Here is a 22,151-nt window from a genome sequence, read left to right on the forward strand (position 1 = left end):
GGCGCGCCAAATTCCGGTAGAAGGGTGCCTCGGTTACTCGGTTACGAGGAATGACGGCGCGACCTCGTCTGCAGCGGGCTCTGCCCGGCGGGCTCCGGTTCGGGCGGGACCGCCGCGGCCCCAGGGCCTCCGGGCGCGCGTCGTTCGTGCCGCGGGCGATCGCGCCTGCGATCGTCCTCGTGTTGCTCTCCGTGTGTCGCTCGGCCCGCGCGGACGACATGCAGCAGTTCGAGCTCGGCAAGACGCGCTTCGACGCGGCGGAGTACGACGAGGCGGCCTCCCGCTTCGCGGCCATGCTCGACCCGGCGCAGGAGCCTTGTGAGCCCGAAGCGACGAGCGGCGCCGCGCCTTGCCGCCTCACGGACGCGGACCTCATCCAGCGCGCGCGCACGCTGCTCGCGGCCTCGCTCGTGGCGCTCAAGCGGTACGACGAGGCCGAGGCGGAGATCGCCACGATCCTCCGGCAGAACCCGACCTACGCGCCCGATCCTGCGGTCTTGCCGCAGGAGGTCGTTGATCGTTTCACCCTCGTGCGCGCGCGGCTGCGGGAGGAGCTCGACGCCGCGGCGCAGAAGCGCGCCGAGGAGGATCGGCAGCGGCGCATCGCCGAGCAGAAGGCGAAGGAAGAGGAAAAACGCTGGGTCGAGTCGCTCGTGAAGGCGGCCTCCGAGCGGCAGGTCATCGTGCAGAACTCGCGCCTCGTCGCGGCGATGCCGTTCGGCATCGGCCAGTTCCAGAACGGGAACAAGAAGCTCGGCTGGACCTTCGCGATCACGCAGGCGTTCACGGGCGCGTCGTCGATCGCCGCGTCGCAGGTGTTCAACTACTACGCGAGCTTCGACCAGACGATCGCGACGGGCGCCGAGCGCGCGGAGCTCGTGCGGCGCCAGCAGATCACGCTCGTCATCAACCAGGTCGCGTTTGGCCTCTGGGCCGGGCTCACGGTGGCGGGCATCGTGCAGGCGCAGATCGCGTTCGTGCCGCAGAAGGTGACGATCGAGAAGCGCCCGCTCCCGCCGCGCCCCGCGCTGCGCGTCGTGCCGACGGTCGCGGTGACGCCGGACGGGTTTTCCGTGGGCGCGATCGGCGCGTTCTAACCTTTCCGGATCACGTGATGCGGCTGCTCGTCGGCCTCACGCCCGCGGGGCCCTCGTTGTGCTCGCGGCAGCCGGTGCGCGACATCATCTTCGCGCGGAACGAGACGCGGCCGCACGTGTCGCAGACGCAGAGGTTCTGATCGTACAGGTTGCGGTTCGAGAGGATGTCCGCGGCGAAGAGGCTGAGGACGACGTCGCTCAGCGAGTCTTCCTTCTGCGGCCGCGCGATCCACGACACCTTGGTGCCGATCCCGAGCGGCTGCACGCGTCCGCTCTTCGTGGCGGTCTCGAGGAAGCCGTCCTCGGGCGGATCGGTGATGAGGCCGCGGAGCGTGAAGACGACGCGCGAGCGCGCGCGGCCGAGGATCCGATCGAGCAGCGCCTTCGTGGCCGAAGGCGGCGCGCCCACGGTGTTCAGCGTGTCGAGCAAGAGCGTGCCGGCCATGGGCTCGGTGACCTGGACGGGCCGCTGCATGCGTCCGGCGCGCACGAGGTACTCCTCGATCCAGGTCTTGAGCTCCCGCGCCCCCATGGCCCCGATCCCCACACCCTCGACGAACGCGAGCGCGCCGATGAGGGCGCCGCGGTCGTTGTCCGCGCCGGTGAGGAGGGTCGGGATCGAGCTCGTGGACGACGAAGGAGGCATTGCGGGTCCTTTCAACGACGACGGGCGCTCGGAGGGGGCCCTGCAACGTGCAGTATCGCTCTAGCTCGCGGTGGGGCCAACATCGCCGCCGGGGGGCGGGGACCTCGGGACCCGATGCGCGAAACCTTCCAAGACACGACACGAAAAAATATCAGTGATTTCCGACCGAAACAACAACGACGAGGGACCACCGTCACGAAGGGTCGCCCGGGGCGGGACAGGGGCGGTGCGCTGACGTAGGTCCTTGGCTTTCAGAGCTTCTCGAGCGCGACGATCCAGAAGCCGCCGAGGTGGCGGAGCGGCGAGTCGCAGAGCGCGCGCTCGGCGCGGACGAGGGCGCCGCGGACGAGGGGCACGCGCATCACGGCGGCCGCGGGCGTGACGATGCGGACGCCACGCGAGGCGCGGACGCGGACGCCGGCAGGGTAGAGGCGGCTCGCGTTCCAGGGGCTCACGAAGCGGGTGTAGACGGCGTCTTCCTTCGTGCGCGTGCTGATCGCGCCGGCCGGGAGGAAGCGCTTCACGAGGCCACGCAGGCTGACGGGGTTGTAGAGCTCGGCGAGGACGGTGCCGCCCGGACGAACCACGCGGACCATCTCGGCGATCGCGCGCTCCATCTCGCGGACGTGCGGCAGCACCTTGAAGGCGCAGGCGACGTCGAAGCTCGCGTCGGGGAAGGGGAGGTCGGTCGCGCTGCCGACGGTGACGTCGAGGCCACGCGCGCGCGCCTTTTCGAGCATGCCGGGCGAGAGGTCGACGCCACGCGCCGTCTTCGCGAACTGCGCGATGCGCCGGAGCAAGAGCCCCGTGCCGCAGCCGACCTCGAGCACGTCGCGGCCCTCGGCGAAGCGGCGCAGGAAGGTGATCTCGAGGTCGTCGACGAGGTCGTGGTAGCCGGAGGTGTCGCGGCCGTCGCGCTTGTCCTCGTACCGCTCGGCGAACTCGTCGTAGTACGCGCGCGTCGCTTGGAGGTGGTCACCTTCGGGGAGCGTTTCTTGAGGCGCGCCGTTCATCGGGGCGGGTTGTAGCCCAAGGCGAGGGTGATGGCAGCCCCTGCGCGCTCGGCAGGGCGTGACGTCGCAGCTCGCCGGCCCTATGAATCGGTTGCTGCCCGAGCGGGCGGCCGGACAGGAGGCGACCATGAAGCCCGGCGATCATCCCGACTTCTTCAAGCTCGCGCCCCCGCCGGGCACGTCGCGCGAGAGCACGATCGTGCTCGATCGCGAGGGTCGCTTCTGGCACGACGGCGCGCGCGTGGATCACCCCGCGCTCGAAGAGGCGCTGCACCGTTGGATCACGCGGCACCCCGAGGACGGGCGGCTCATCCTGACGAACGGCTACGACTGGTGTTATTTCCGCGCCGAGGTGACGCCGTTCGTCGTGCGCGGCGTTCGTGTCGAGGACGAGGGGCAGAGGGCGTCGCTCGTGCTCTCGGACGGCACGGAGGAGCTGCTCGATCCACGCGTGCTCTCAGTGTCGAGCGAGGGCGTGGTGTTCGCGCGGGTGAAGGCGGGCGCGGAGGACGCGGTGTTCACGCGGCACGCGCAGGCCGGCCTCGCGCCGCTGCTCGTCTCGGGGGAGCCTCCCGTGGTGCGCGTGGGCGACGTCGCGGCGGAGCTGAAGGAGCGCGCGGCTCAGTAGCGGTATTGCCAGAACAGATCGAGGCCCGAGCTCGGCTGCTGGTTGATCCCTCCGAACCCGAACGATCCGCGCAGCATCCAGTTGCGCCGGAAGCGCCAGTCGAGGTTCAGCTCCGTGCGGTTCTCCGTGCCCTCCGCCGCGCCTGCCGGGGTCTGGATGCCCTGGAGGCGGCTCGAGGGGGAACCTTCGTAACTCGCCTGCGCGGTCACGGTGTCGCCGAGCTCGTAGATCACGGTCGTGCGTAGCCTCCCGGCCTCGGTCGTCCCGACACGCGTGGACAGGCCACGGAGCGGCGCGATCTGCGAGAGGATCGCGTTGATCTGCTGCGAGGCGATCTCGCCGCCGACGACGCCGGCCGCCCTCTCCGCCGCGCCCGGCGAGCCCTCCGTCGAGGCCGTCTGCGACTGCGTGTCGGACTGGGACTCGGGCGTCTCGCCCATGAGGATCATCGACAGGATCGACTGCTGCGACATCGGCGGGCTCGACCGGAAGCGCAGCTTCTGCTCGGTGATCGGCTTCAGATCGCCCACGTAGTCGACGAAGACGCGCGTGCCGTTGGGCGCGTCCCAGCGCGCGGTCACGTTCACGTAGGGGTTGCCCGCTTCCTCGGGCCGCAGGCGCAGGAGGCCTCGCTCGATCTCGAACTTTTTGCCCACGATCTCGAACGTGCCGCGGTTGATCTCGACGTCGCCCGAGAGCCGCGTCTCGTCGGTGAGCGCGACGCGCGGTGGAGGGCTCCCGCCCGTGAGCTCCAGATCCGCGCCCATGCCCTCGATCTCGATGTCGCCGAGCTCGAACGTGACCACGTACGAGAGGGCGTCCTTGGGGCGCTCCTCCTTCGGCGGGCCGAGCGGGTGCGAGACGTCGACGTCGGCGTGTGGATCGAGCGACTGCACCGCGCGCGAGCTCGAAGCGGGCAGGGCGAGGTGGAGCTCCGGCACGCGCACCGTGAGCGACACCTCGCGCCCTTCCTTCGCCGCGGCGAGCTCGATCCGCCCGTGCGCTTGCCCGAGCGGCACGCCTTCGAACGTGACCGGAAGCTCCTCGTCGTCGTCGATGCGCAGCTCGCCGCGCGCCGTCTGGAAGGCGAGCCCCTGCATCTGCACGACGGCAGAACCCTCCACCGCGCCGGAGATGCCCTCGGCGCGGATGTCGTCGAAGCGCAGCTCGCCGCTCTCGGTCGTGCGGATCGAGACGCGCGCGTTCTTGAACTCCTGGCCGATCTGCGGGACGTGGAAGACGCCGCCCCGCACCTCCATGTTCGCGTCGATGCGCCCCTCGTCCTCGCCGAAGCGGTGCAGGCCGAGGCGCAGGTCGCCGTCGAGCGTGCCGTCGAGCCGCGAGAGGGTGCCGGAGACGAGCGGGGTCAAACTCGCGAGGCGGAACCTGGTCGCCTTCACGAGCAGGTCCGCAGGTCGCGTGTCGTCGATCTGCGGGAGGAACCCTTGCCAGTCGATGCCCGCGTACCCCGTCGCGTCGATGCGCCCTCCGCCCCGACCGACGAGCGCGAGCTGCGCGACGCCACGCGCCGGCTTCCCCGGGCCGCCGGGGCTCCCGATCGAGAGCTCGAGCGCGGCGCGATCGAAGGACGATTGGCTGCCGAGCGCGAGGCCCGACACCTCGATCCGCGCCGCGGCTTCGGGCTCGTCGCCGCGCTGATCGAAGCGCATCACGCCGCTCACGCGGCCGGCGACGTCCCGGTCCGCGAAGAACGGGATGAGCTCGAGCGGCAGCTCCCGCAGCGTCGCGCGCACGTTGCCGCGCGGCGGGATGGATCGACCCTCGCGCAGCGCGTTCAGATCCGCGTCGGCCTGCCCCTCGACCAGCGCGAGCTCGCGCGTGCCCTTGCGGACGGCCGCGCGTAGCCTCGCCTTGCCCGCGTCGTACGTCGCGGTCGCGTCCACGTCGACCGGCAGCGCCCACGGGCTCGGCTCGACCGTCGACGCGTCGTGCCTGAGCCGGTAGCCACGCGCATGCACGCGCAGCGCCGGATCACCGAGGCTGCCGCTCGCCGTGGCCGAGAGCGCGACCTCGCCGGCGAGCGGCGGGAGCACGTCCCGCAGGGCCGAGGGCAAGGTCCGGAACGAGCGCACGGTTCGCCGCGGGATCGCGAACTCCGCCGTCCCCCGTGACGCGAGCAGCGAGGCGCGTCGCTTCTTCGGCTCGTCGACGAGCGTCGGCAGATCGAGGTTCACGTGCACGCCGAGCTCCGCGATGGTCGATCGGTCGAGCAGCGAGAGCGTGACGTCCGTCGCGCCCGTCGCGCCGTTCAGCGAGCCCGAGAGCGCGACGTCCATCCGGCGGGACTCCCACGCCGGTTTGTCCTCGCCGAACGCGACCGGCCCCGCGACCACGAGGTCGCGCGTGCGCACGTCGAGGTCGCGTACCGAGACGAACCGTTGCCCGTCGGGCCGCTCGATCGAGAAGCTCGTGCCGAGGCGGCCCGAGACCTCGCCGAGGACGAGCGCGACGGGCAGGCGGGCCGCGATGCACCGCAGATCCCAGTCGGGCGCGTCCACGCGCGCCGAGCCCGTGAGCCGCGTCCACGTCGTCGGATCCAGGAGCGGCCCGCGCAGATCACCCTCGGCGCCGGAGATCCGCACCTCGGCGATCGATCCGTTGCACGCATCCTCCGCGCCCGTGTCGTCGCGATCGACCAGCCGGAGCGTGCCATCCATCGCCGCGCGCGCGCCGTCGAACGTCGCCACGATCGAGCCGGACGCCCCCGTGACGGGCAGACCTCCCGCCGAGAACGTCCCGTCCTCGACCATCACGTGTACGTGCCCCTTGCGCCCGTCCCTCGTGCGCGCGAGCGCGATGTCCACGTCCGCGAGGCCCTTCAAACGTCGATCGAGATCGAGCAACCGGCCGATCCGCGCGAGGTCCACGTCTCTCCCTGCGAGGTTGCCCGTGAGCTCGCGACCGTCGACCGCGAGGGTCCCGCCGAGCGATCCGAGCCCCGACCCCTCGGCCCGGAGCCCCTCGATCGCGAGCCCTCCGCCTCGCACCACGATGCGCTTCGCCTTGCCCTCGATCCGCTCGCCCTCGCGCGTCAGCCGCAGCGCCACCTCGCGCGCGCTCTTCTCCTTCGGCTCGATTTGCGCCGACGCTTCGAGCTCCCCCACGTCGCCGCCTTCGAGCCGCGCTTGCACCTTCGGCGCCGTCACGGGCCCGCTCACGCGCGCCGTCACCCGGTCCGCGCCGCGCCCTGCCGCGACGAGCCCTTCCCCTTCGAGCGAGGCCTCGACGTCCAGCCGATCGAACGGCCCGCGGATGCGACCCTCCACGCGGCCTCGCTCGAGCGAGACGCCGCCCTTCGCTTCGAGGTCGTGCACCGAGCCGAAGGCACGCGCGTCGATCGTCCCCTCGCTGATCGCGCCTCGCACGTGCACGCGCGCGCTGCCCGTCGCCGGACCTCGGAGCCGCGGCGCCGACGCGAGCGACGCGACGTACGTCTCCGCCTCGAAACGCACGGCGCCGCCCGGGCTCACCACGAACGAACCGGAGACCGGCGCGCCCGGCTCGTGCAAGGTCACGCGACCCTCGAGCTCGCCGTGATCGAAGACCAGGTGCACGTCGGCCGCCGGCACCGCTTGCGCCTCCACGACCATCGGCTCGGTCCGCGCGTCGGCCACGATCCGCAGCGCCGGGTTCGTGTCGAGCAGGAGCCGCGCGCCGAGGTCCACGTTCGCCGCGGGCAAACCCTCCACGAACATGCGTGGATCGAGATCGTCCGCGGTCACGTCGAGCGCGAGCCGTGCGCCCTGCGTCACGTCGAGCTCACCTTCGAGCTCGAGCGAGCCCGGCGCGCCTTCCTTCGGCGAGACCTCGAGCCGCCCCTCCACCTCGAACGACGGGATGTCTCCTTCGAGCGAGAGCCTCGCGGAGACGCGCTCGCGCACGGGCAAACCCGGCACGAGCTTGCGGAGATCCTCGGGCTCGGCGCGCGGCAGCTCGATCGCCGCCGTGACCCGCGTATCGTCGAGCTTCGCGCGCGCGAGCACCTCGACGGGCCCCGCGCTCCCCGCGAAGCTGCTCCACATCCGCGCCACGCTCGGCGGGGCCTTCGCCTCGGGCGCCGCGCTCGTCGGGTCCGTGGCGGGCGGCGTCTCGACGTGCAGGTGATACTCGAGCAAACCCGCGAGCTGCACGTGGGCGAGCCCGCGCTCGCGGATGCCCGTCGGCTCCACGTCCACGGACACGCCCCGCGGGCCGACGTGCACCGCGCCGATCAAGCGCGTCACGTCCGCGTCGATCACGCGCGGCGGCGCGACCTGCCCGCGCACGCGCGCGTGACCGATCTCGATGCGATCGAGCGAGATGCTCGTCGGCCGCTCGGCCGCGACCTTTGCTCCGGGTTTTCTGGGTTTCTTCGGCTTCTTCGGCTTCGGCTTCGGCTGGAAGGCCGTGGTGATCCCGAGCCGCTGATCGGGCCCGCGGTCGAGCACGATCTCGGCCTCCTCGATGCGGATGTGCGGGAAGGCGAGCTTGCGCTCGCCTTTGCCGAAGAGCGACGCGCGGGCGAACGGGACGAGGTCGAAGCTGCCGCGAATGCCCTTCGCGTGGATGACCTCCCGGCCGTGGGGATCGAGCGTGACGGCGGAGCGGATCTCCACCTCGTCGAGCGCGAGGTGATCGATCTCGGAGATGACGATCTTGCCTTCGAAGAGCGAGCCGAGCGCCTGGTTGGCGACGTCGCGCGCGAGGCGGCGGAAGGGCGCGGTGTCGAGGTGCAGGCCCACGGCGAGGACCGCGGATCCCGTGAACACCGTGCAGAGCCCGATCGTGGCCGCCGCCGCCCTGAGCGCGCGGCGCGCCCGTCCCGGTCGCCGCGGCGCGGCTTTCTCCGGGGAATCGCGATCGGCTGGCGCGCTCGGGGCCACGCCTGCAGCATAACAAATCGCCGCCGCATGGCCCGGGCTCCGCGCCCCATCGTTTCGTGCTTTCTTTCGAGGAGGGGCGGAAGTTCCCGGAGAATCACGCTCCGCCCGCGTCGTTCATTCGCAGAGGCTCGGCAGGGCTTCGGCCTCGGCGAGCAGCTCCGTGTAGCTCTCGATCCGGCGACCGCCGTGCGCCGCATCGGTGAACTCGATGAACACGCGCCGCTCGGCGGGCTCGACCATCGCGCTGAAATACGCCGCGGCGTCCGTGTCCGTATTGCCGAAGGCGTAGGCGGGGACCATCCCTTTTTGCGCGAGCATCGAGAGCTCCCCCGTCTTGTACGTCGAAGCTTCGCTCCCGAGCGCGCCCGACTTCGTCAGCGTCGTGTGCACGATCCCGTGCGGAAAGCCGTTTTGATCCAGGAACGCCCGCGTCCGCGCCCCCAGCCATTCAGGCCGCGCGGTCATGTAAAACGGGTGATACCCCTTCGAGACGAGCACATCGAAGAGCTTCGCCGCGTCCTTTCGCACCTCGGGCAGCTCCCCTTGCGCGAGCGCGACGAACTCCTCCGTCTCGTACGTCGTGAGCGTCCCGTCGATGTCGCTCACGAACACGGGCGTCCCTTCCGGCACCACCTCGAGGAAGAGGTCCGTCGTCGAGAGGTCGCCCTTGACAACCAGATGAACCCTGTGCCTGCCGAGCCCCAGCGCCTTGTCCGGCGGGATCTGGAAGTAGATGCGCCCTCCCGTGTCCTCCACGCCCTCGATCGTCGCGTGCTCGCCGTCCTCGGTCGTCGTCGCCGTCCCGAGGTGCTCCCACGTGCCTCCGCAGTCGCGGTTCACGTAGACGTCGACGAACTCGCCCTTGATGTCGTCGTCGAGCGTCCCGTACGAGAACTTCGCCAGGATCCACTGCGGATCGCCCGGGTTCAGGAAGAGATCGCGGCCGCGGTGGTTCGGGTCGCCGATCGGCGGGAGGATCGAGTTCCAGTCGATCGCGATCCCCGGCGGCGGAGGAGGCGCGTCGCAAGCCGGGATCGGCGTGCACCACGCCCCCGGCACCTGGGCCGATCCTCCGCCGCCCGCCTCGCCTCCGCCCGCGCCCGCGCCCGCGCCGCCCGCGCCCCCGGACGCGCCGGCGCCCGTCGTCGCGCCCGGCGTCACCGACGTGTCGGCGCCGCTGCCCGAGCCACATGCGGCCATGCCCACGATCCCCGCCACAAAGAAAGCGAACGTTCCACGCATGGCGCTCATTGTGGCCCCGATCGAGCCGCAGAAACAGCGCTTCGACGCGCTGCGTCCTTCGCCTCCGCGCGGGCTACACGGGCGTTTACGCCCCTTGCGCGAGAGAGCGCACCTCTGCGAAGGTTCTAGCCCCCCGTATGCCCAAGCCTGATCCCCGCGTCCTCGCTCGCACCGCTGGCAACTACCTCAAAGAGCACCCCGAGGAGATCGTCCGCGCTCTGCGCAGCGCCCTCGGCCTGCGCGCCTCCATCCCCATGGATGCCTTGCGTTACCTCGCGCGCGAGTTCGTTCCGGACACCAAAAAAGCGCCGAAGGACATCGTCATCGAGGCGGCGCCGCCCGGCGTCCGCGTCGCCGCGACCGTCGACGCGATGGGCACGCCGCTGCGCGCCTCGCTCGTCCTTCACATCGAGGAGATCAACATCTCCCTCGACGAGATACGCGTCGGGGTCCGCATCGAGGGCCTCACCTTGACCGTGCTCGGCGAGTCGAGCTCGCCCCTCGCCGGACTCCTGAAGTCCGGCGCGCTCGATCTCTCGAAGCCCGGCAACCTCGTCGCCTTCATGCCCAAGCGCCCGCCCATGCTGGTCGAGGCCAAGGACGATCGCCTCACGCTCGATCTCATGAAGGTGCCCAAGATCGCGGAAAACCCGAAGGTTCGTCGTTACCTGCCGATCGTCCTGCCCGTCGCCTCCGTTCGCGCGATCCGTACCAAGGACGATCACCTCGACGTGCACCTCAAGGCGAGCCTCGGCGGTATCCCGCAAGCGATCGCTGCAGCGCGGCAACCGGTTTGATACACTGACCCGCGAATGCCGCCGCCTCCTGGGCAAGACCCGTCCGCGCTCTCCTTCCTGGTGCTCGCGGAGATCGCGGCCGGGGAGTCGGCGCGGGTCGATCTCTGCCGCGTGACCCACGGCCCCGCCGAGGGCCGCCTCGTCGCCGTCAAGCGCCTCCACCCGCACCTCGCCAGCGACCCCGCGTTCGTCGCGCAGTTCCGCGACGAGATGTGGATGACCGCGGCGCTCCGGCACGCGAACGTGGTCGAGGTCGTGGGCTGGGGCAGCGACGATCAGGGTCTCTACCTCGCCGTCGAGCTCGTGCAGGGCGTCTCGCTCGCGCGGCTCATGAAGACCATCTTCGACACGAAAGAGGCCTTCACCGAGCGGATGGTCGTCTTCCTCGCGCGGCAGATCTGCCGCGGCCTCGGGACCGCGCACGCCCTGCGCGCGCCGAGCGGCGAGCACATGAGCCTCGTCCACCGCGATCTCACGCCCGGCAACGTGCTCTGCTCGTTCCAGGGCGACGTGAAGATCACCGACTTCGGCCTCGCGAAGGCCAAGCAGCGGCTCACGCGCACGCTGACCGGCATGGTCAAGGGCCAGCTCGAGTACATCTCCCCGGAGCAGGCCACGGGCAACAACATCGACGCGCGCGCCGACATCTTCTCGCTCGGCGTGATGCTCTTCGAGCTCTTCGCGGGCCGCAGGCCCTGGGTCGCGCCGAACGACATGGAGCTCGCGCGCATGCTCATGACGGCGCCCCCGGCCGACCTCTTCAAGCTCCGGCCGAGGATCGATCGCGAGCTCGTAAGCATCGTGAGCAAGTGCCTCGAGAAGGACCCGAAGGCGCGCTTCCAGTCCGTCGCCGAGATCCTCGCGCGGCTCGACGAGTGGCTGAGCGCGCACGGGTACATGGAGGACAACGAGGAGGCCCTCGGCCGCTTCGTCCGCCGGAACGCGATGCGCCAGATGGCCTGGTTCGAGCGCGTGATCGCGAGCCAGACGCCCGAGATCAAGAAGGAAAAACCTCGCCCGCCCACGTTCACCGGCGGCTCGGTCGTGGCCCCGCTCCCGAGAGATCCGCCTCCCGAGGTCGGGGGCTACGCTCGGCAAGCCGAGCTGCGCCCCCAGACCCCCAGGCGCATCGACTCGCCCCCGCCGACGGAGCGCCCGGGCACGAAACGATCGGCAGGGGCCGGCTCGACGAGCCCGATCGCGGCCTCGAACGAGCTCGCCGAGGACACGACCGCCGAAGTCGTGAAGACCCCCTCGCGGCGGGCCGCGACGCTCGGGAGCGCGCCGCGCATCAGCGGGCGCGGCACGGGCGAAGGCGAGGTCGACTGGGGCGAAGAGGTCCCGACGCTCGTCAAGGGCACGCCGGAGCAGCTCGCCATGCTGCGCCAGCAGTTCAAGGGGGGCAAACCCTTCGATCCGAAGCTCGTCGCCGCCGACGTCGCCGCGTCGCGCCCCGCGCCCCCGCCCGAGGCCCCCGAGGACAAACGCGCCTCGCTCCCGAGTTACGCCACCGTCGTCGAGGGCAAACCCTCGGTCGAGGGCGCGGGCCGCTACGAAGGTCCCGACAGCGAAGAGCTCGACGATCCCACGGCGCCCATCGGCGACATGCTCCGCAAGGTCCGCGCCGCGACGGCCGCGCGTGCGGCGCCTCCCGCGCCGCCCGGTCAGATCGTCGCCGCGGACCCCTCCGTGCCGCTGCCGCCCGTCACCACCCGCAGCGCCGGCTCTGCCCCGCCTCCGCCTCCGGTGCCGCCCGAGCCGAGCGGCGAGGAGCGCCTGCTCCGCGAGGCCGAGCGGCTCTCCATCGAGGCCATGCGCCTCGCCGAGGAGGCGAAGGCCGCGTACACCCGCGCCGAGCGGAAGGCCGCGCTCGCCAAGGCCACGAGTGACGCCGCCGCCATCGCCGCGGAGGCGCTGCGGATCGGCAAGGCCCAGGGCGTGACCGACGGCCTCCGCCGGCTCGAGGTCGCGCTCGCGATGGAGCGATCGGCCCGCGCGACCGAGGGCGCGGCGGCCGCGTCGACCGTGAGCGCGCCGCCTCCGGGCTTCGCGGCCATGGCCCCGCCGCCGATGCCGCCGGCCGCGCCGATCCCGGGCCTCTCGCCCATGCCGTCTCCGTCGGCGCCTCCGCTCGCGGGCTCCTCCCTTTCTGTTCCTGCGCCGCCGCTGATCCCGCCGGCGCCTCCCGTGCCGGGTCGCTCGGTGCCGCCGGGCGCCACGCGCCTGCCCGATCGCCACGCCTTGCCTGCGCCCGACCTCGACGCGGACGCCTTCACCACGCGCCTCCGTCCGCGCGTGCTCGGCCTGCAACCGCCGGTGATCGTGGCCATCGGCGTCGGCGTGGTCGTCGTCCTCTTGCTCGTGCTCTGGATCGGCTTTTCGTGACGCGCTGTGCCCAGGCCTTCCGCGCTTGATCTCGGAAGCGGCCTTTCGCTACCGTGATCCGCGATGAGCAAAGACGTTGAATGGGTCATGATCGGCCTCGACCCCAAGATGTCCCGCCGCCAGGGGATGCCGCCGCAGCTCCCCATTCCCAAGAGCGAGTTCGAGGGTCTGGCCGACAAGGGCCTGTCCATCGACAACGCCCGCAAGTGGATCAAGTCGTTCCTCAACGACTCGCCCGCGGGCAAGGATGGCAACTGGCGCAAGAAGAACAGCCAGCTCGTCTCGGCGCTGGAGGTCTTCCTCGACAAGGCGCCGCTGCTCGATCGCGCCCAGAACGGCTTCGCCGAGAACGACTTCGAAAAGGCGCTCTCCGCGCTCAAGCGTATCGCCTCGATGGATCCCGACGATCACGCGGCGCGCCTGAACCTCGCCGCCGCGCAGACGGCGCTGCGTGATTACCCGGCCGCGCTGAAGACGTACCAGTCGATCCGCAAGACCTTCGAGGGGGACGCGGATTATCACGTGGGCCTCGGCCAGGTCCACGCGACGATGGGCAACAAGGACGCGGCGATCGACGAGTTCGTCCTCGCGCTCGAGGCCCAGCCCGACTGCCAGCCCGCGCTCGACGCGCTCGCCAAGCTCGGCGTCCTCGTGCCCGTCTACGAGAACCCGCGTGACGCCACCTCGCTCACCTACGTGCGCAGCGACAAGGTCGACGAGTACCTCACCTCGGTGTGGGACGCCGAGGCGCGCGACGCCGCGTATTACCTCGAGCAGCTCGCGTATCACGAGCGCGAGAGCCGCCCCCTCGTGGTGCTCGCGATCGCCGATCGTATCGTCAAGCTCGGCGACGCGGCGTCCGTCGAGCGCGGCGAGCTCGCGCGTATCGCGGCGCTGCGTGACCTCGGCCGTCGTGACGAGGCCCTCGCGGCGGCGAAGGCGTACGTCGAGAAGGCGCCGAAGTCGGCGGGCGCGCACGTCGAGCTCGGGCGCTGCCTCGCGGCGCTCGGGAACGTGGACGAGGCGCGCGCGGCGCTCGACAAGGCGCTCGAGGCCGATCCGGGGGATCTGCTCGCGCTCCAGTACCGGTTCTGGCCCGCGGACGCGGCCACGAACATCCAGGGCGTTTCGAACGCGATCCCCGCGCTCACGGCCTTCGCCGAGGCGCACCCGAACGCCGTGGGCGCGTGGCGCTCGCTCGCGCGGGCGAAGATCGCGACGGGCGCGAAGGACGAGGGCATCGACCTCCTCAAGAAGGCCGTCGCGCTGCGCGCCGACGACGACGACCTGCGCGCCGAGCTCTGGACGCAGCTCGGCAACGAGAAGCGTTACCAGGAGATCGTCGACGACGCGGGCAAGCTCGAGAACCTGGCCAAGCGCGACTGGAAGCTGCGCTGGAACGAGGCGGAGGCCTACCTCGGCCTCGAGAAGAAGATCGAGGCGCGCGGCGCGTTCTCGGCCATCAATTTCGACGACTCGTTGCACGTCGACATCCGCAAGCGCGCCAAGCGCGCGGTGAAATCGATCGACGAGGGCCTCACCCTCGGCGGCGTCATGTCCAATCCGGAGACGCCCCCCGCCGCGACCTGATCGTCCGGACGAACGACACGAATAAGGCGCGAGCCCGAGGCATGGGGCTCGCGCCTTTTTTTGTTTCACTTCATCGGCAGCGGCTCTTCCGTCGTCACCGTGCCGTAGATGCCACCCACGATCGCGCCGAACGCGAGGTGCGCGGCCACGAACGCGAGGATCCCGAGCCCGCCGTACTTCGACATGAAGAAGCCCGGCGCCGCCACGAGCTCGGGCACGAGCGGGTGCATCAGGCCGACGAGGCCCACGAAGATGCCCGCGAGCGCGAGGTGCACGAGCGAGACCTTGAGGCCCGCCGCGACGCCGGCGCTCCGCGTCACCGTCTCGAACACGGCGCCGTAGGCGATACCGATGAGCCCCGAGAGCATGATGGTCACGAAAAAACCGACGAGCCACGTCATGCTGGTCGGCGCATTTCCGGGCAACGTGCCGAGGAGCTGCGCGACGTCCGCCGACGCGCCGGCCGCGCGCGCGGCCGTCAGGATCAGCGTCATTGCGGCGCCGCCGACGATCCCTGCGAAGAATGCTTTTCCGACGTTCATGCCTGCCCTCCTTTTCCCGCTCGGGGGGCGCGGCTCGGGCGAGCCGAGGCCGAACGGGCGTCCCCGAGCGTTCCCAGGGCAAACGGGGTGCCAGGCGGGCTCTACGGTGTGTTATCGATGTTTCGTGGATTTCCAGGGATCGTTTCCTGGAAATGGGGCGAAGACCGGTTCTGATGAGCGTGGACGCTCGTGCCGGTTACGCCGGTGGGCAATCCCTGCTCGAGCCGGCTTGGCGCGCGTGATCAAAAGTCATTCGAGCACGCAGAGAGCTGGCTGCTGCACGTGGTGTCGATGCAGTTGATGCAGTCGGTGGATCCGTCTCCACCCGCGCAGAAATTCGCGCTGCACACCGCCGCGCAGGTCCCGCAAGCACACGTGTTGAACGCGTTCCAGAGCGACTGCGACTCCGGGCAGAGCGTCGCGCTCGACCCGGGGTAGTACTCGGCGCAGCGCACGCAGGCGCCGCCGCCGCCGCAGTCCACGGAGTCGGAGCCCTCGGGGCAGAGGCCCGAGCCTTCCGGCTCGTCGCAGTAGCCGTCGGACGTGTAGGCGCAGTAGCAATCGGTCGGATCGGTCCCGGCCGCGCAGGTCCCCGTCCCGCCGGGCTCGTCGCAGACGCCGTTGTTCTCGGTGGGGCACGACAGGCCGCAATCGAGCGGATCGGAGCCCTCCGCGCAGAGCCCCGTCCCCTCCGGCTCGTCGCAGATCCCGTCGCCGGCCGAGGGGCACGTCGGCACGGAGCAATCCATCGTATCGGATCCTGCCACGCAGAGGCCATCACCCTTGGGCGGAGGCTCATTGCAGACGCCGTTGTTCACCAGGTTGCAGGCCGGCGGCGGGTTCAGGCACGAATTGAGGTCGCTCTCCTCGGCGAAGCACATCGACTCGTCGTAATCGCCGTCGGCGCAGGCGGCGTCGTTGGTCAGGCAGCGCAGGAGGGTCGAGTATTCCTCGCCGCAGTCGGACTCGGACTCGTCCTTCAGGTTGATCTTGTCGTCGACGCAGGTCGCGCGCTCGCTGTCCGTGCACCCATTGCAATCGCAACGTTGATTGCAGTACTTTTGCTCGGTGGTCAGGGGGTCCTCGCCGCCACACGCGGCGAAGCTCGTCGCGGCCGCGAAGAAGAGCAGGGTCAAGCCTTTGGCCAAACGCTTGTGGGTCATCGGTGCTCCCGCAAATGGGTTGGGGGCGCCGCGCGCGGGCGCCTCGAAAAGAAAGGAGCGGCCTACGCGTGCTGGCGGAGACCATTTGTAAACGTTATCACGGACGCAGGCGCGCGTCCAGGGCGGCAGGGAACGGGGCGTCCCCGCGGAGAATCCGGGGCGGCGTCAGCGCCTCGAGGCCGGCTCGGGCAGGACCACCTTCGAGGGAGGAGCCCCCGTGATGAGCCGCGCCGCGCGCTCGTATGTCAGGTAAGAAAAAGCCCATTCGAACAGCACGAGGAACCGATTCCGGAACCCGATCAAGAAAAACACGTGAATCAGGATCCACGCGACCCACGCGACGAAGCCCGAGAGCTCGACCCGGCCGAGATCCGCCACCGCCGCGTTACGCCCGATCGTGGCGAGCGAGCCCTTGTCCACGTAGCGGAACGGGCGCCGCGGCTCGCCCTTCATCGTCCGCAGGATGTTCCGCGCCGTGTGGCGCGCCTCCTGGATCGCCGCGGGCGCGAGGCCCGGGACGGGCCGGCCGTCCTGCTCGAGGAAGGCGAGATCCCCGATCACGAAGACCTCCGGGTGGCCGGGCACGGAGAGGTCCGGCGTGACCTTCACCCGCCCCGCGCGATCGAGCGGCGCCCCCAGCCATTGGCCGAGCGGCGAGGCCCGTACGCCCGCGGCCCAGAGCACCGTCTTCGCGGCGAGGCGCTCCTCGCCGATCGACACCCCTTCCGGGTCGATGCCCGTCACCTTCGCGTTCGTGCGCACCTCCACCCCGAGCCGCTCGAGCTGCCGCTTCGCGCGCGCCGAGAGCAGCTCCGAATACGTCGGCAGCACGCGATCGATCCCCTCGAGCAGCACGATTCGCGCGGCCGTGGGATCGATCACCCGGAAGTCGTTGGCGACGGTATGGTGAGCGACCTCGGCCAGCGTCCCGGCCAGCTCCACGCCCGTCGGTCCTCCGCCCACGATCACGAACGTCAGCCACGCGGCGCGCTCCTCCGGCGTGGGCGCGCAGCATTCGGCTTTTTCGAATGCGAGCAGCACGCGGCGCCGGATCTCCAGGGCGTCCTCGAGGCTCTTCAGCCCCGGGGCCAGGGCTTCCCAGTCGTCGTGCCCGAAATACGAGTGGCTCGCGCCCGTCGCGAGGATGAGAAAATCGTATCCGAACGTGCCGGCCGTCGAGGAGATCGTGCGCTCGTCCGGATCGATGCCCGTCACCTCGGCCAGCAGGACCTGCACGTTTCGCTGATCGCGCAGCACGCGCCGGATGGGCGCGGCGATCTCGGCCGGGTTCAGCCCTGCGGTCGCGACCTGGTAGAGCAGGGGCTGGAAGAGGTGGTGGTTCTTGCGGTCGAGCAGGGTGATACGTACGGGCGCGTTTCGGAGCGCCTTGGCGGCGTAGAGCCCTCCGAAGCCGCCGCCCACGATGACCACGTGGGGCACGTGCACCGGCTCCTTGCGTGATTTCGGGGAACGGCCCGGCTCACCGAACGTGATGGGGCTGCCGTGCTCGTCCGCGCGGCGCTGTGCGAAACGCGCCCTGCGCGGCGCATGCTTCGGCCTCCCCGTTCGCCCCGACGCACCTTTCATGCCCGGGGCGATGCAATCAGCGGTCCAGGTGAGGCGGTGGGGCGCTTCGGACGGGCGTCCTGGTCCTCAAGAATGGGTCTTGACCCAGTCGTTCATGAAGACGGCGCTGTCGTTCCAGCCGTCGCGGAGCTGCTTCTCGGCGGAGCTCTCGATGAGGCCTCCGATGCCGAACACCTTCGCCTCGATGATGATCTCGGCGATGCGGCGGACCTTCTTGTCGCCGACGGGCTCGACGCGCATCGTGCCTTCGTTGCGCAGCTTGTCGGCCATGTTGCCGGGGATCATCTTCCACGACCAGAGGTTGGTGGCCTTGTTGAGCCGGCCTTCCTCCGTGTAGCCGAAGTTCGAGCCGAGCACCTTGGCGACGGGCCCGGGCACGTTCATCTTGGGCGTCCCTGCGACCTTGCGGACGACCTCGGTGTCGCTGTCGCGCTGGTCGAGGATGCGGAAGTCGGGGAAGCCGAGGTGTCCCTTGTAGAGCTTCTCGTTGAATTCTTTGTCGAGGAACACCTTCCAGAAGGTCTCCACGTCGCAGTTGATCTCGTGTGTGACGGTGAACTTGGCCATGACGTCTCCTGGTTCTGCCCGGGGGGCCGACGCTCGCGCCATCGGGGGCTTCGTGGCCTTCGGGGCTCTCGAGGGCGGCGACTCTACCAGCGAGGGCCGTCCTTCCATAGCCTCCCTGCGACGGCACTTTGCGCTCTGCCCGGGGCGGTCAGCCGCCCCTGGCATCCGCGATGCACGGCGTCATGGGCCTCGGCTCCGGTGCGCATCGCGTTCCCGGTAGGGGGGTCGAAAAGAAAAAGAGATAACCGGGAACTTTTTTGTTGCAAAGTCGATCCGAGACGAGTATCTCTCGCCGGAGAGTTTCCACATGTTGATCCGCCCCACGACTGATCGGAACCACGAACGAGCCGCGCTGCTGGCAGCGGGACTCGTGTGCGTGGCGTTCGATCGGGCGCGGAGTGCGGGACACATGGGGCCCAAGGTCGGCAAAGTCGAGTCTTTCTGCGGATATACGCTTCGTGATTCGCGGCAGCTCGGCAACCCGGCGGAGGGCACGTAGGCGGTAGAGCAAGCGTCATTGTGACGACTGCGAAGGCCGCCTCGGGAGATCCCAGGCGGCCTTCGGCGTTTTTGGCCTTCTCTTTGGCGCTCTTTCTTGGGGCGCTGCGGGGCAGGTGGAAGGGGAGAGTTTCGTCCTCGAATGGGGGGCTCGTGTATTGAGCCCTGGCGGGGAGACGTGTATCGAGCGGGGCAGTATCGGGGAATTTCGCGTCTCGCGGAGCGGGGCGCGGCGACGTCCCTGGGCTCCGTTCTGAGAGACGAACACGAGGGCGCGTGATGCGCTCCTGGGCACGCGTGTATCGATTGCATTCGCATCGACGGCGCGCGCGTGCATGGGCCGTCGTGTGTCCTCGGCTCGGGATCGCATTGACGACGTGCGATGAGGCCCGAGGTGTATCCAGAGAATGCGGATCCGTAGTCTCAATCGGTAGAGCAGCCGCCTTTTAAGCGGAAGTGTGGAGGTTCGAGCCCTCCCGGATCCACTCCTTATATAGAGAGATAGGCATGGCGCTCGATTTCGATGCGAGCGTGTGGAGAGAGGAAAAAATCAAAATCGACGAGCCCATCAAAACATTTCCTTGCCTCGAACGTCGAAATGGATGTACAACGAAACGCGAGGGGACGGGGATAGGGCAGGGGAGAGGGCCGCCCGCGTGCATGCGCGAGGCTCGGGCCTCTGGTTCGGATCCGTAGCTCAATGGGCAGAGCGTCCGCCTTTGAAGCGGAAGCGTGGAGGTTCGAGGCCTCCCGGGTCCTCCATCTGCTGATTTCGATTTCAATGATCGACGACAGACGACAAAAATAAAATCGACGGGGCAGCGAATAAAATGGTTGACCCGAACGTCGAAATGAGAGAGGATAGGCGGACGAGGGAATGGCGATGGGCGAGCATCTGTATGACGAGGACGTGAAGGGGAGCGCCGGCGAGCTGCTGGGCGAGAGCCTCTCCGATCTTCTGCGGAGCCCTTCGCGCAACGCGGCGAACGAGTCGAGCCCGGTGTGTGGTCTCGAGCCTCTCGATACGGGTGGATCCTAGGATCGTCACGACGTGACGTGTCCGAGGAGGCCGCCCGGGAAACCTGGCGGCCTTCTTCGTTTGGGGCCGCTCATGAATATTCGTGGACGCTGGGCATGGGTGAGCCCCGACGGCTGTAAACCGTCCGCGTTTGCTTGGAGGTTCGAGTCCTCCCGTCCACACCGGCGCGTGAGAAATCACGCGCGACAGGCGACGTGTGCGTGCAAGGCGCCGCCTGTTTCGGATTCGTAGCTCAAGGGTAGAGCAGCCGCCTCTTAAGCGGCAGGCGAGGGTTCGATCCCCTCCGGATCCGCGACGTATCCCTCCTCTCCGGAGGCGGGACTCGTTCTATGACAATCGATTCCGATACACAACGCGATGTCGCAGGGGCACGTTTGCCCCTGCGCGTTTCAACGTAGCTCAACCGGTAGAGCACTCGCCTGTTAAGCGAGGAGATGGGGGTTCGAAGCCCTCCGTTGGAGCCACGCCCCGTTCGTCTAGCGGTCAGGATACCGGCCTTTCAATCCGGTTGCCGGGGGTTCGACTCCCCCACGGGGCGCCATTGTGTGGGCGTTACTCATCTGGTGAAGAGGGCAGGTTGTGACCCTGCGAAGGCGGGTTCGATTCCCGTACGCTCACCCGAGAGGCGGGTCGGAAGGTCTCGGTTATCCAATTGCAACCTGGTGAAACATCCGAGATCACCCAGCTCATCCGTCCCTCATTCCCTTTCTTGATCCTTCTCTTTCACTCGCCCGCAGCGCGGGCCGGAGGTTCCCATGGCCAACTACATCCAGCACTTCGCCGCGCTGTTCACCCGACAAAAGGAGAAGGCGCGGCCCGAGCAGGTCGAAAACTACGCAGGCGGCTTCGTCTTCCAGCTCGACGACTGGGCCCGCCTCGACCGGTGGCTCGTCCTCGGCGCCGACGGCGGCACCTACTACGCCACCGAGCGCGCCCTGACGCAGGACAACGCGCGCGCCGTCCTTCGTTGCCTCGACGCGGACGGCGAGCGGGCCGTGCGGCGGATCGTCGAGATCAGCCGCTCGGGCCGCGCGCCCAAGAACGAGCCCGCGATCTTCGCCCTGGCGATGGCCGCGGGGCACGCCCGCCCCGAGGTCCGCAAGTCCGCACTCGCGGCCTTGCCGGAGGTTTGTCGCACCGGTACGGATCTCTTCCACTTCGCGCGAGCGGTGGAGGGCTTCCGGCGCTGGGGCCGCGGCCTCCGGAGCGCGATCGGCGCCTGGTACCAGGGCAAGAGCCCGGATGAATTGGCCTACCAGGCCGTGAAATACCGGCAGCGGGACGGCTGGAGCCACAAGGACCTCTTGCGACTCTCGCACCCGACGCCCGTCACGGACGAGCACGGCGCGATGTACCGCTGGATCGTCGGTGGTATGGACGCCGTGACGAACGAGGCGGCCCGCGGCGGGGCTCTCGACCCCGAGAAGCTGCCTGCCGTCGTCCGGGCGTTCGAGGAGGCCAAGGGCGCGCCGCGCGAGCGGCTCGTCACGCTCGTGCGCGAGAATCGCCTCACGCACGAGATGGTGCCCACGGAGTGGAAGAACGACCCTGCCGTGTGGGAAGCGCTGCTCCCCCACATGCCGCAGACGGCGCTGCTCCGGAACCTCGGCAAGATGACCAGCGTCGGATTGCTCGCGCCCATGAGCGCGGCCGCGAGGCTCGTGGCCAGCCGTCTCACGGACGCCGAGCGCCTCCGGCGCGCCCGGATTCACCCGGTGAGCGTTCTCTCCGCATTGCGCGTGTATGCGCAAGGGCGGGGCGAGCGCGCCCAGAAGCGCGAAAATGCGCTCACCTGGGAGCCGGTGCGCGAGATCGTGAACGCCCTCGACGAGGCGTTTTACCTCGCATTCCGGTCGATCGAGCCGACGGGCAAGAAGCACCTGCTCGCCCTCGACGTATCGGCCTCCATGGATGGGGGCGCGATCGCGGGGATCCCGGGCCTCACGCCCCGGGTCGCGAGCGCGGCCATGGCGATGGCGACGGCGCGCATCGAGCCGTCGTTTTCGACCCTGGCCTTCGCCTCCGCGGGCGGCGCCTTTGGCCCTCGCGGGGTCTCGGGCGTCATGTCGCTGCCGCTGTCGCCGAGGCAACGCCTCGACGACGTGCTCGGCATGGTCAGCGGTTTGCCCTTCGGCGGCACGGACTGCGCGCTGCCGATGATCTGGGCTCAAAAGAACAAGGTCGAGGTCGACACGTTCGTCGTCTACACGGACAGCGAGACCTGGGCGGGTGAGATTCATCCTTTCCAGGCGCTTCGCGACTACCGGCAGGCGATGGGCCGTCCCGCAAAGCTCGTCGTGGTCGGCATGACCTCCACGGGCTTCACGATTGCCGATCCGCAGGACCCTGGCATGCTGGACGTCGTGGGCTTCGACGCGGCCGCGCCGCAGGTGATGGCCGATTTCTCGAGGGCCTGATTGCAGTCGAAAGGACGAGGGGGAGCGTGCCTCCACACGCGCCTCCTCGCCCGGTTT

General features: G+C 69.6%; 15 protein-coding genes and 7 tRNA genes. 14 read left to right on the top strand and 8 right to left on the bottom strand.

Annotated elements, in window-relative coordinates:
- Positions 1-50: 50 nt before the first annotated feature.
- A complete protein-coding gene (locus tag GF068_RS15540) occupies positions 51-1,097 on the top strand; it encodes a selenoprotein S family protein (protein ID WP_153820171.1) in 1,047 nt (348 codons plus the stop codon).
- 10 nt (positions 1,098-1,107) lie between these two features.
- On the opposite strand, the gene GF068_RS15545 is transcribed toward GF068_RS15540, so the two are convergent.
- Together GF068_RS15545 and GF068_RS15550 are read right to left on the bottom strand one after the other, a co-directional pair.
- Positions 1,108-1,743 carry a hypothetical protein gene (locus GF068_RS15545; RefSeq protein WP_153820172.1) on the bottom strand — a complete coding sequence of 212 codons (636 nt, stop codon included), beginning with the start codon at positions 1,741-1,743 and terminating at the stop codon, positions 1,108-1,110.
- Between the two features lie 251 nt (positions 1,744-1,994).
- Entirely contained in the window at positions 1,995-2,756 is a 762-nt protein-coding gene (locus GF068_RS15550; RefSeq protein WP_153820173.1) for a class I SAM-dependent methyltransferase, read from the bottom strand.
- A 127-nt stretch (positions 2,757-2,883) separates the two neighbouring features.
- Between GF068_RS15550 and GF068_RS15555 the strand changes: the two genes are divergently transcribed.
- Positions 2,884-3,384 (top strand): hypothetical protein, encoded by a 501-nt coding sequence (locus tag GF068_RS15555; RefSeq protein WP_153820174.1) that lies wholly within the window; start codon positions 2,884-2,886, stop codon positions 3,382-3,384.
- Here the strand turns inward: GF068_RS15555 and GF068_RS47025 are convergent.
- Together GF068_RS47025 and GF068_RS15565 are read right to left on the bottom strand one after the other, a co-directional pair.
- Positions 3,378-8,267 carry a translocation/assembly module TamB domain-containing protein gene (locus tag GF068_RS47025; RefSeq protein WP_153820175.1) on the bottom strand — a complete coding sequence of 1,630 codons (4,890 nt, stop codon included), beginning with the start codon at positions 8,265-8,267 and terminating at the stop codon, positions 3,378-3,380. The two genes, GF068_RS15555 and GF068_RS47025, sit on opposite strands and share 7 nt — an antisense overlap.
- 114 nt (positions 8,268-8,381) lie before the next feature.
- Positions 8,382-9,509: an LNS2 domain-containing protein gene (locus GF068_RS15565; RefSeq protein WP_153820176.1), complete on the bottom strand. Its 1,128-nt coding sequence runs from the start codon at positions 9,507-9,509 to the stop codon at positions 8,382-8,384.
- A gap of 137 nt (positions 9,510-9,646) precedes the next feature.
- Here GF068_RS15565 and GF068_RS15570 point away from each other — a divergent pair, with 137 nt between their 5' ends.
- The 3 genes from GF068_RS15570 to GF068_RS15580 all read left to right on the top strand — a co-directional run bounded on the left by GF068_RS15570 (position 9,647) and on the right by GF068_RS15580 (position 14,281).
- Positions 9,647-10,306 carry a hypothetical protein gene (locus tag GF068_RS15570; protein ID WP_153820177.1) on the top strand — a complete coding sequence of 220 codons (660 nt, stop codon included), beginning with the start codon at positions 9,647-9,649 and terminating at the stop codon, positions 10,304-10,306.
- 15 nt (positions 10,307-10,321) lie between these two features.
- On the top strand, positions 10,322-12,691 hold the full coding sequence (locus tag GF068_RS15575) for a serine/threonine protein kinase (RefSeq protein WP_153820178.1): 2,370 nt from the start codon (positions 10,322-10,324) through the stop codon (positions 12,689-12,691).
- 63 nt (positions 12,692-12,754) lie between these two features.
- Positions 12,755-14,281: a tetratricopeptide repeat protein gene (locus tag GF068_RS15580; RefSeq protein ID WP_153820179.1), complete on the top strand. Its 1,527-nt coding sequence runs from the start codon at positions 12,755-12,757 to the stop codon at positions 14,279-14,281.
- Positions 14,282-14,346: 65 nt separating this feature from the next.
- Here GF068_RS15580 and GF068_RS15585 read toward each other — a convergent pair whose 3' ends face one another.
- From GF068_RS15585 to GF068_RS15600, 4 genes are all read right to left on the bottom strand, one after another.
- Positions 14,347-14,823, bottom strand: a complete 477-nt coding sequence (locus GF068_RS15585; RefSeq protein WP_153820180.1) for a hypothetical protein — start codon at positions 14,821-14,823, stop codon at positions 14,347-14,349.
- Between the two features lie 242 nt (positions 14,824-15,065).
- Complete coding sequence (locus GF068_RS15590) at positions 15,066-15,986, bottom strand: hypothetical protein (RefSeq protein ID WP_153820181.1); 921 nt, start codon at positions 15,984-15,986, stop codon at positions 15,066-15,068.
- Positions 15,987-16,151: 165 nt separating this feature from the next.
- Entirely contained in the window at positions 16,152-17,573 is a 1,422-nt protein-coding gene (locus GF068_RS15595) for an NAD(P)/FAD-dependent oxidoreductase (RefSeq protein WP_153820182.1), read from the bottom strand.
- Between the two features lie 66 nt (positions 17,574-17,639).
- Positions 17,640-18,140 (bottom strand): DUF2505 domain-containing protein, encoded by a 501-nt coding sequence (locus GF068_RS15600; RefSeq protein WP_153820183.1) that lies wholly within the window; start codon positions 18,138-18,140, stop codon positions 17,640-17,642.
- Between the two features lie 909 nt (positions 18,141-19,049).
- Here GF068_RS15600 and GF068_RS15605 point away from each other — a divergent pair.
- The 9 genes from GF068_RS15605 to GF068_RS15645 all read left to right on the top strand — a co-directional run bounded on the left by GF068_RS15605 (position 19,050) and on the right by GF068_RS15645 (position 22,094).
- Positions 19,050-19,123 (top strand) — tRNA-Lys (locus tag GF068_RS15605).
- A gap of 201 nt (positions 19,124-19,324) precedes the next feature.
- Positions 19,325-19,400, top strand: a tRNA-Gln gene (locus GF068_RS15610).
- A gap of 121 nt (positions 19,401-19,521) precedes the next feature.
- Positions 19,522-19,677, top strand: coding sequence for a hypothetical protein (locus GF068_RS15615; RefSeq protein ID WP_153820184.1), 156 nt, complete (start codon positions 19,522-19,524; stop codon positions 19,675-19,677).
- Positions 19,678-19,759: 82 nt separating this feature from the next.
- Positions 19,760-19,838 (top strand) — tRNA-Tyr (locus GF068_RS15620).
- A 60-nt stretch (positions 19,839-19,898) separates the two neighbouring features.
- Positions 19,899-19,969, top strand: a tRNA-Lys gene (locus tag GF068_RS15625).
- 96 nt (positions 19,970-20,065) lie between these two features.
- Positions 20,066-20,141 (top strand) — tRNA-Asn (locus GF068_RS15630).
- Between the two features lies 1 nt (position 20,142).
- Positions 20,143-20,218, top strand: a tRNA-Glu gene (locus GF068_RS15635).
- A 5-nt stretch (positions 20,219-20,223) separates the two neighbouring features.
- Positions 20,224-20,295 (top strand) — tRNA-His (locus GF068_RS15640).
- Positions 20,296-20,432: 137 nt separating this feature from the next.
- Positions 20,433-22,094: a TROVE domain-containing protein gene (locus GF068_RS15645; protein ID WP_153820185.1), complete on the top strand. Its 1,662-nt coding sequence runs from the start codon at positions 20,433-20,435 to the stop codon at positions 22,092-22,094.
- Positions 22,095-22,151 lie beyond the last annotated feature (57 nt).

The sequence above is a fragment of the Polyangium spumosum genome (assembly GCF_009649845.1).
GTDB lineage: Bacteria > Myxococcota_A > Polyangia > Polyangiales > Polyangiaceae > Polyangium > Polyangium spumosum.